Raw genomic sequence first — 8,866 nt, 5'->3', positions numbered from 1 at the left:
GCGCTTCATCGGTGTGGACGGCTATCGCTGGATGGTCCGGCTGGTGGCCGCGGGCCCATCGGGCGCCGCCGATGCCGACACCCCGCTGGTCACGGCGGCGCGGGCGATCCTGGCGGAAACGGTGATCCGCCGTGGCACCGACCCGTTGCCCGTGCGTGAACCGCTGCCGGTGGTGCTGCCACAGGAACTGGCCGATCAGCTCGCGGCGGCCCACCAGCAGCAGATCCAGGCCCAGCAGCAGGCCATTGCGGCCCAGCAGCAGGCGCTGGCCGCCCAGCAGGGCACTCCGGGAGTGGTGCCGGGTATCGCGCCGGGTGCGGGCCGTCCGGTGATGCCCGATCAGCCCCGCCGCGGTGCCGACGGTTCGGCCATGCAGCAGCTCGGCCGTAACTAGCGCGCCGGTATACGGGGCGAGAGCCCGGCGGAACGGCGCCGTCGGGCTCAGCCGAAGGCGGCCAGGCCCAGATGGCCGAGGACGGCCGGATCGGCGCCGAGTTCGTCGAGGGTGAGTTCGGCCAGCACCGATGTCGCGATCAGCGCGGCCCATTCCTGGGCGACCGGCCACGGATGTACCGGATCGTCGAGGGCTCCGACCACCGCCACCGGCGTGGTCAGGGTTTCCAGGCGTTGCGGCTCCGGCCACTTGTAGGCTGCCGCTTCCTCCAGCGCCTGCGGCAGATCCGGCCATTGGGAGCGCCAGGACCGATCCAGCGCCTCGCCGAGCCATGCGGGACTGCCTGCCCGCATCCGCGCCACCACCTCGTCGAGGCCGTCGGCACGCAGGGCCGCCGCGGTACCGGCCGCGCTGGCGGCAGCAGGACAGCCGCTGCTGTCGGGTCCGGTCCACGCCGGCAACGCGGCGATCACCCCGGCCGCGGCCTCGGGGCGAGAGCTCGCCCATTCGAGGGCCACCGCGGCCCCGAGTGAGATTCCCGCCACCAGCACCGGGCCACGGCGTGCGGCCTCGTCGAGGGCCGCGACATAGCTGTCGACGACCGCGCGAGGGTCCGGATCGACGGCGATGAGGTCGAGTCCGCGCGCGGCGCATGCGGGCTCGAACGCGCGGCGCGCGAAGTGGGCGTCGGAGCCGGTACCTGGGAGCCCGACAACGACGGCGGGCGTGGGTGAGTCGAACATCGGAGGTGAGCGTAGCGGTGCGGTGGTCGCCCATCTACAGTGGCGGGTGTACGGCCGCAGACGGTCGTGCGAACAACGAGATGGTCGTGCGACCCGCGTCCATCAGCTCTACAGGAGACCGAGCGATGTCTTCCTTCGGAGGAAGAAAGGCGGCTTCGAACCCCGCCTCGGGATATTTTCGCAGGCTCGGACGCAGACTGACCGAGGACATCGATCAGCTCGACGCCGAGGAGCTGGCCGAAACGGCCGACGCCTCGGGAGCCTGCCTGGCATCGGAGTGTCGCCGCGGCGACGAAGCGACGATGCTGGGGCGCCTTCGCAGTGTCGAGGCGTGCCCCCAATCCGCCGGCGCGAGTGTGCAGGCGGAGTTCTACGACGGCACCGACGCCATCACCCTGGTGTGGATCGGGCGCAAGCGCATCCCCGGTATCGAATCGGGACGGCGCATCATGGTCCGCGGTCGCGTCGGCGACCGTGACGGCCGCAAGGTCATGTACAACCCCTACTACGAATTGCGCGGGAACAGCTGACGTATGCCATCGAGCGACGAGAACCTACCGACGCCCGCCGAACTCACCACCACTACCGCACCGGAGCCCGCGCCCGCCGGTACCGCTGGTGAGGAGGTCGAGGCCGAGGTAGCCCGCCAGCAGACGCTGCTCGAACAGCTCGGTGGCTTCAGTGGTCTGATCTATTCGACCCTTCCGGTTCTGGTCTTTGTCCCGGTCAACACCCTGGCCGGGCTCACCGCCGCGATCTGGGCTTCGCTCGGGGTGGCCGCGGCGATCCTGGTCTGGCGGCTGGTGCGCCGGGACCCGGTGCAGCCGGCGATCTCCGGTTTCATCGGCGTCGGCATCTGCGCCTTCATCGCCTACCGGATGGGGGAGGCCAAGGGCTTCTTCCTGTTCGGCATCTACACCAGCCTGGTGTACGCGGGCGTGTTCCTCGCCTCGATCCTGGTGCGCCGGCCCCTGGTCGGCGTCATCTGGGGTGTGCTCAACGGGCACGGCACCGAATGGCGCGCCGATCGCCGGATGATCCGGCTCTACGACATCGCCACGCTGGCCTGGGTGCTGGTGTTCGGCTCGCGGTATCTGGTGCAGTCGCACTTCTACGACACCGACCACACGGGCTGGCTCGCCTTCGCCCGCATCGCGATGGGCTGGCCGCTGACGGCGGTGGCGCTCACCGTCACGGTGTGGGCGGTGCGCCGGGCGGGACATCTGCCCGTCGCCGCCCGCCATACGGGCGGCCGCCACGCCAAGATCTGATTCCGCGGGTCGCCTGGACCCGCCGCGAAGGTGGGGCCCTACCCACCCTGGGGTATCTGTCGGCAGCCTCTCCCCCGGCGCAGGATCGTTGTCATCACCGAGAACGATCGCTGAGAGGACTGGCGAATTGGCTACCCAGCGCACCACCGCCACCACCCGTACGGGCCGCAGGCAGGACAATCCGGCCCTGTCGGAGAGCCGCCGGATCTCGGCCGAACTGAACATCCTCATCGGGCCGGCCGCCGCGGGCGACAGCCACGCCATCAGCGATGTTCTGCGGCTGATCCACCCGCTGGTGTACCGCTACTGCCGGTCCCGGATGGGCAGCACCGCACACCTTCAGGTCACCGCCGACGACGTCGTGCAGGAGGTCATGCTTGCCACCGTGCACGCCATCCCGCGCTACCGGGAGCAGGGCAAGTCGTTTCTGGCCTTCGTCTACGGCATCGCGGCGAACAAGGTCGCCGACGCCTTCCGCCGCGCCCAGACCCACCCGGTCTATCCGACCGATGAGATGCCCGATACCGCCTCACCGGCGGCCGGTCCCGAGGAACGGGCCCTGGTATCCGAACGCCAGCGCGCCACCCGTCAGCTGATGCAGGTGCTCGCCCCCGTGCACCGCGAGGTGCTGGTGATGCGAATCATTCTCGGCTGGACCGCGGCCGAGACCGCCGACGCCATCGGCACCAGCCCGGGCGTGGTGCGCGTGATGCAGCACCGGGCGCTGAACAAGCTGCGCGCCGAATTGCAGGTGGCCTCCTGAACGCAGGGCTCAGGACGCGGCGGTGTGCGAGGCGAGGGCCGCGCGCAGCTCCTCCTCACCCTCGGGTGAGGTGACGAACAGCAATTCGTCCTCACCTTCGAACGGGTCGTCGGCCTCGGGCACGATGACCCGACCGCCGCGCAGGATCGTCACCAGCGCGGTATCGCGGGGCAGCTTCAGGGTGCGCACCGGCTTGCCTGCCAGTGACGTGTCCGGTGGGAGGGTCAGTTCGACCAGATTCGCCTGGCCCTGCCGCAGCGTCATCAAGCGCACCAGATCACCGACCGACACCGCCTCCTCCACCAGCGAGGCCAGCAGCCGGGGAGTCGAGACCGCGACGTCCACGCCCCAGGAGCCGTCGAAAAGCCATTCGTTGCGAGGATCGTTGACCCGTGCCACCACCCGGCGCACACCGAATTCGGTCTTGGCGAGCAGGCTGTGCACGAGATTGGCCTTGTCGTCGCCGGTCGCGGCGATGACGACCTCATAGGTCTCCAGGTCGGCGTCCTCGAGCAGGGCGAGCTCGCAGGCGTCGGCGTGCACCCAGATCGCGTCCGGGATGGCCGCGGGGTCGATGTGGTCGAGTTGACGTTCGAGCAGCATCACCTGATGTCCGCTGCGCAGCAGCTCCCTGGCGATGGATCGGCCGACGGCTCCGGCGCCGGCAATGGCCACCTTCATATCTCAGTCCTCGTTCGCTGGGGGCTTACCGGCGAGGGCGACGGCTTCGCCGACCGACCCTGATGTGGCGGCCACATAGATGATGTCGTCGGCCTGCACCACGGTTTTGCTCTCCGGCAGCACGCCCTGGCCGAAGCGGATGATGAACGCCACCCGCGCGCCGACGGTCCGTTCCAGGTCGCGCACCGTGCGCCCGTACCAGTCCTCGTGCAGGGTCAGCTGGGCGACGGCGACCGTGCCGGTGGGATCGCGCCACGTGGTGGTGCCCGCGTCGCCGATCAGCGTGTGCAGGAAGCGGTCGGTGGTCCACGGCACGGTGGCGATGGTGGGAATGCCGAGCCGTTCGTAGACGGCGGCGCGTTTGGCGTCGTAGATCCGCGCGACCACGCGTTCGACGCCGAACATCTCCCTGGCCACGCGCGCGGAGATGATGTTGGAGTTATCGCCGGAGGACACCGCGGCGAAGGCGCCCGCGCGTTCGATTCCGGCCCGGGTCAGCACGTCTCGGTCGAATCCGACCCCGAGCACACGCTCACCGGGGAAGTCCGCGCCCAGCCGCCGGAACGCGCTCTGATCGCGGTCGATCACGGCGACTTCGTGACCTATCCGGACCAGGGCGCGCGCCAGCGACGAACCGACGCGTCCGCACCCCATGATCACTACGTACACCGTGCAACCTCGTTCCTGGAAACCGTGGCGTCCGGTCTGCTCGTCCGTCCGGGATCGAACCGTACTCGCCGCATGTCCCCGCAGCCATGTTCCCCCCACCAGGTCACATCAAACATGTCGGCAACGCATCGAACAGGGGAACTACCGTGACGTCCTGGGACGCGGTGTTTCGGCGGGGCCTATGCTCGCTCCAGTGTCCAAGTTGACGACAGCGGCGAAGCGGATGCTGCTCGGCAGGCCGTTCCGCAGTGATTCGCTCGGTCATACCTTGCTGCCGAAGCGAATCGCGCTGCCCATTTTCGCCTCCGATGCCATGTCGTCGGTCGCTTACGCGCCCGAGGAGATCTTCCTGGTGCTGTCGGCGGCCGGGATCTCGGCCTTCGTGTACGCGCCGTGGGTCGGCATCGCGGTGGCGATCGTGATGGCCGTGGTGGTCGCCAGCTACCGCCAGAACGTGCACGCCTACCCGTCGGGTGGCGGCGATTACGAGGTGGCCACCACCAACATCGGACCCAATGCCGGCCTGACGGTCGGCAGTGCGCTGCTGGTGGATTACGTGCTGACCGTCGCGGTCTCGATCTCCTCGGCGGCCTCCAACATCGGTTCGGCCATCCCGTTCGTCGCCACCCACAAGGTGCTGTTCGCGGTGGTGGCCATCGCCTTGCTGACCGCCATCAACCTGCGCGGGGTGCGCGAGTCGGGCAAGACCTTCGCGATCCCCACCTACGCCTTCATCTTCGGCATGTTCCTCATGCTCGGCTGGGGTCTGCTGCGCATCTATGTCTTCGGCGAGGACCTCACCGCCGAATCGGCGGGCTTCGGCCTGGAGGCCGAGGAGGAGCATCTCTACGGCATCGCCTTCGCGTTCTTGATCGCGCGCGCGTTCTCCTCCGGGTGCGCCGCGCTGACGGGTGTCGAAGCCATCAGCAACGGTGTGCCCGCGTTCCGGAAGCCGAAGTCGCGCAACGCCGCGACCACGCTGTTGCTGCTCGGCGTCATCGCGATCACCCTGCTGATGGGCATCATCATGCTGGCGCAGAAGATCGGCATTGTCTACGCGCACAACCCCGATCACCTGATCGGCGCGCCCGCCGACTACCACCAGAAGACGCTGATCGCGCAGCTGGCCGAAACCGTCTTCGCGGGCTTCCCGATCGGCTTCTTCTTCCTCACCGTGGTCACTGCGCTCATCCTGGTGCTGGCCGCGAACACCGCCTTCAACGGGTTCCCGGTGCTGGGTTCGGTGCTCGCCCAGGACCGCTACCTGCCGCGTCAGCTGCACACCCGCGGCGACCGGCTGGCCTTCAGCAACGGCATCCTGTTCCTGTCCGGCGCGGCCATCGCCTTCGTGGTGCTCTTCGACGCCGAAGTGACCAAGCTGATCCAGCTCTACATCGTCGGCGTCTTCGTCTCCTTCGTGTTGAGCCAGTTCGGCATGCTGCGCCATTGGACGCGGCACCTGCGCACCGAAACCGATCCCGCCCAGCGGGCGAGGATGAAGCGATCGCGGGTGATCAACGCCGTCGGACTGACCATGACCGGCACCGTGCTGGTGATCGTGCTGATCACCAAGTTCTTCGCCGGCGCCTACATCGCCATTTTCGTGATGGTCGCGATCTTCGTGGTGATGAGGATGATTCGGCGCCACTACGATTCGGTGGCCCGCGAACTCGACGAGCACGAGTGGGACGGCGTACTGCCGAGCCGGTCGCATTCGATCGTGCTGGTCTCGCGGCTGCACCTGCCGACCCGCCGGGCCCTCGCCTACGCGCGCGCCACCCGTCCGGACACGCTCGAGGCCATCACCGTCAACGTCGACGACCCCGACACCAGAGCTCTGGTGCGCGAATGGGAGCAAAGCGATATCAACGTGCCGCTGAAGGTGATCGAATCGCCGTACCGCGAGATCACCAAACCGGTGCTCGACTACGTCAAGCGGGTGCGCAAGGACGCACCACGCGATGTCGTCACCGTCTTCATCCCGGAGTACGTGGTCGGTCATTGGTGGGAGCAGTTGCTGCACAACCAGAGCGCGCTGCGGCTCAAGGGCAGGTTGCTGTTCGAACCCGGTGTGATGGTGACCAGCGTGCCCTGGCAGCTGAGCTCCTCGGCCAAAGCCCGTGCGGCCGGGGTGACCGACGCCCCCGGCGCGGTGCGGCGTGGGTACGAGGACCGGTCGTGACCGGGCGAGGCGAGCGCGGGCGATGAGCGACTGGTCCGGGCATACCTTCGAGATCCGGCTGGGGCCGCCCGGCCACGGTGGCTTCTGTGTCGGGCGGCACGAGGGCCGGGTCGTGTTCGTGCGGCACGGTCTGCCGGGCGAGTTGGTGCGCGCCCGCGTCACCGAGGACGCGGGCGGATCGTTCTGCCGGGCCGATGCGATCGAGATCGTGGGGGCCTCACCGGACCGGGTGCCCGCCACCTGCCCGGTATCGGGCCCGGGTGGGGCGGGCTGCTGCGACTTCTCGCATGCCACGCCCGCCGCGCAGCGCGGACTCAAGGCCGCGGTGGTGGCCGAGCAGTTACACCGGATCGCGGGGCTGGACCGGGAGATCGTGGTGGAACCACTGGGCGCGGGCACCGGCACCGGAGGTTGGCGGACCCGCGTGCGCCTACCGGTCGACGCGGCGGGCCGCGCGGGTATCCACCGGTATCGCAGCACCGACGTCATCGCCGACCTGCGCTGCCCGCAGCCGGTTCCCGGCGCGCTGGACGGCATCGCCGACCGGCTGTGGACGCCCGGCGCCGACCTGGTGATCGCGGTCGACGGCGACGGCGTCCGCCATATCGTGGAATTGGCGCCCCCGGTCGAGACCGACCTCGGTCGCGACCGCGATCGCCGTGGCGAGAGCGGCGCCGATACCGGGCGCGAGGGTCCGCGCCGCGGGCGCGCCGGTGACCGTCCCCACCACGGCAAGCGCGGGGGGCCGCGCGGCCGTCGCGGTGAGGCCCGCCCCGGCAACGCCGAACGTCAACGCGCAGCCGCCCACCGCGCCGCCGCGCACGCGGCCAGGGACGAATGGCTGATCGAGGGCAGCGGGCGGACCGTGGAGTATGTGGCGGGCCGGCGCTGGGAACTGTCGGCGACCGGTTTCTGGCAGGCCCACCGTGATGCCGCGCAACGCTATTCGGATCTGGTGGCCGAATGGGCGGCCCTCGATCCCGGCGCCACCGCCTGGGATCTCTACAGCGGCGTCGGTGTGTTCGCGGCCCGCTTGGCCGACCAGGTCGGCCCTTCCGGTGCGGTGCTGGCGGTGGAATCGGGACGCGCCGCCGTGGCCGACGGCACCGCCGCGCTGGCCGACCTGCCCTGGTTGCATCTGGGCGGCGGTCGCGTCGAACGCTGGGTGGCCGAGCACACCGCCCGCGCGCCGCAGGTCGTCGTGCTGGACCCGCCGCGCGCGGGCGCGGGCAAAGCCGTCATCGGCGCGGTCACCTCCTTCGCGCCCGAGCGCATCGTCCACATCGGCTGCGACCCCGCCTCCTTCGCCCGCGACGTCGGCCTTTACCGGGCGGCGGGCTACGAACTCAGCGGCCTGCGCGCGTTCGATGCCTTCCCGGCGACTCATCACGTCGAATGCCTTGCGCTACTGGAGCGTTGAGATCCGGCAGCTCAGTCGAGTTCCCAGGTGACCCGCAGGTCGGCGGCGAGTTCGGACTCGCCGAGTTCCACGGGCACCGCCGCAGCGGCGTAGGCGATTTCGGTGGCGCCGCGCATCCGCGGCCGGGGGACCGGGACCGGCGTGGACGTGTCCTCGGTGATCTCGACGACAGCGCCGAGGGTGCGCCCGGCCCGGGCGGCGTACTGCTCGGCCTTGGCCTTCGCGTCGTCCCAGGCCGCGTCGCGGGCGGCGCCGAGCACGGCGTCCGGGTCGGCGACGGTGAGTTCGAGGCCACCCAGGCGCACATCGTCGCCGCCGGCGTCCACGCAGTGCGCGATGATGGTGGCGGGGCCGGGGTCGGCATCCTCGCCGATATCGCGCAGGGTGATCGTCAACGATGTGGTGGCCAGATAGCCGGTGACCTTGTTGCCGCCGCCCTCCACCCAGACGGTCTCGGCCCGTACCGACAGCCCGCTGGTGGCGATATCGGTGCTCGGCACGCCGTAGGAGCGCAGCGAGTCGGTGACCGCGGAGACCCGCTCCCCGGCGCGGCCGTAGGCAAGGGCCACCTTGCTCGCGCGGCTTTCCACCGACAGCGTGACGCGCATGAGGTCGGGCGTCGCGCGGACGGTCCCGTGCCCGAACGTGGTGACCGCGCCCGACTTCTTCTTGCCCACGAGTTCTCCTGTCCTCGGATGTTCGCGCACGCCTACCAGCCCACTCTAAGCTGGGCAGCATATGTC

General features: G+C 69.8%; 10 protein-coding genes. 6 read left to right on the top strand and 4 right to left on the bottom strand.

What is annotated here, in order from left to right; translation table 11 throughout:
• Positions 1–394 (top strand): DUF3710 domain-containing protein (locus RJ05_RS15670; protein WP_036537986.1); only part of this gene is annotated, 394 nt, incomplete at its 5' end.
• A gap of 47 nt (positions 395–441) precedes the next feature.
• Here RJ05_RS15670 and RJ05_RS15665 read toward each other — a convergent pair.
• Complete coding sequence (locus tag RJ05_RS15665; protein WP_036537984.1) at positions 442–1,137, bottom strand: alpha/beta fold hydrolase; 696 nt, start codon at positions 1,135–1,137, stop codon at positions 442–444.
• A gap of 125 nt (positions 1,138–1,262) precedes the next feature.
• On the opposite strand from RJ05_RS15665, the gene RJ05_RS15660 reads away from it, so the two are divergent.
• The 3 genes from RJ05_RS15660 to RJ05_RS15650 all read left to right on the top strand — a co-directional run bounded on the left by RJ05_RS15660 (position 1,263) and on the right by RJ05_RS15650 (position 3,171).
• A complete protein-coding gene (locus RJ05_RS15660) occupies positions 1,263–1,667 on the top strand; it encodes an OB-fold nucleic acid binding domain-containing protein (protein WP_036537982.1) in 405 nt (134 codons plus the stop codon).
• A 3-nt stretch (positions 1,668–1,670) separates the two neighbouring features.
• On the top strand, positions 1,671–2,408 hold the full coding sequence (locus tag RJ05_RS15655) for a DUF3159 domain-containing protein (protein ID WP_036537981.1): 738 nt from the start codon (positions 1,671–1,673) through the stop codon (positions 2,406–2,408).
• Between the two features lie 127 nt (positions 2,409–2,535).
• Positions 2,536–3,171 (top strand): sigma-70 family RNA polymerase sigma factor, encoded by a 636-nt coding sequence (locus RJ05_RS15650; protein WP_081597345.1) that lies wholly within the window; start codon positions 2,536–2,538, stop codon positions 3,169–3,171.
• A gap of 9 nt (positions 3,172–3,180) precedes the next feature.
• Here the strand turns inward: RJ05_RS15650 and RJ05_RS15645 are convergent, their stop codons facing one another.
• On the bottom strand, positions 3,181–3,852 hold the full coding sequence (locus RJ05_RS15645) for a potassium channel family protein (protein WP_036537980.1): 672 nt from the start codon (positions 3,850–3,852) through the stop codon (positions 3,181–3,183).
• A 3-nt stretch (positions 3,853–3,855) separates the two neighbouring features.
• The gene (locus RJ05_RS15640; RefSeq protein WP_036537979.1) at positions 3,856–4,521 is read right to left on the bottom strand and encodes a potassium channel family protein; all 666 of its coding nucleotides are present in this window, start codon (positions 4,519–4,521) and stop codon (positions 3,856–3,858) included.
• A 193-nt stretch (positions 4,522–4,714) separates the two neighbouring features.
• On the opposite strand from RJ05_RS15640, the gene RJ05_RS15635 reads away from it, so the two are divergent.
• Both RJ05_RS15635 and RJ05_RS15630 read left to right on the top strand, forming a co-directional pair.
• Positions 4,715–6,703 carry an APC family permease gene (locus RJ05_RS15635; RefSeq protein ID WP_036537977.1) on the top strand — a complete coding sequence of 663 codons (1,989 nt, stop codon included), beginning with the start codon at positions 4,715–4,717 and terminating at the stop codon, positions 6,701–6,703.
• 22 nt (positions 6,704–6,725) lie between these two features.
• The gene (locus tag RJ05_RS15630; RefSeq protein ID WP_036537975.1) at positions 6,726–8,123 is read left to right on the top strand and encodes a class I SAM-dependent RNA methyltransferase; all 1,398 of its coding nucleotides are present in this window, start codon (positions 6,726–6,728) and stop codon (positions 8,121–8,123) included.
• Positions 8,124–8,134: 11 nt separating this feature from the next.
• Here the strand turns inward: RJ05_RS15630 and RJ05_RS15625 are convergent, their stop codons facing one another.
• The gene (locus tag RJ05_RS15625) at positions 8,135–8,800 is read right to left on the bottom strand and encodes an SIMPL domain-containing protein (protein ID WP_036537974.1); all 666 of its coding nucleotides are present in this window, start codon (positions 8,798–8,800) and stop codon (positions 8,135–8,137) included.
• Positions 8,801–8,866: the final 66 nt, after the last annotated feature.

This window comes from Nocardia cyriacigeorgica NBRC 100375 (assembly GCF_000308555.1).
Taxonomy (GTDB): Bacteria; Actinomycetota; Actinomycetes; order Mycobacteriales; family Mycobacteriaceae; genus Nocardia; species Nocardia cyriacigeorgica.
This window is presented reverse-complemented; position numbering and strand designations above follow the sequence as displayed.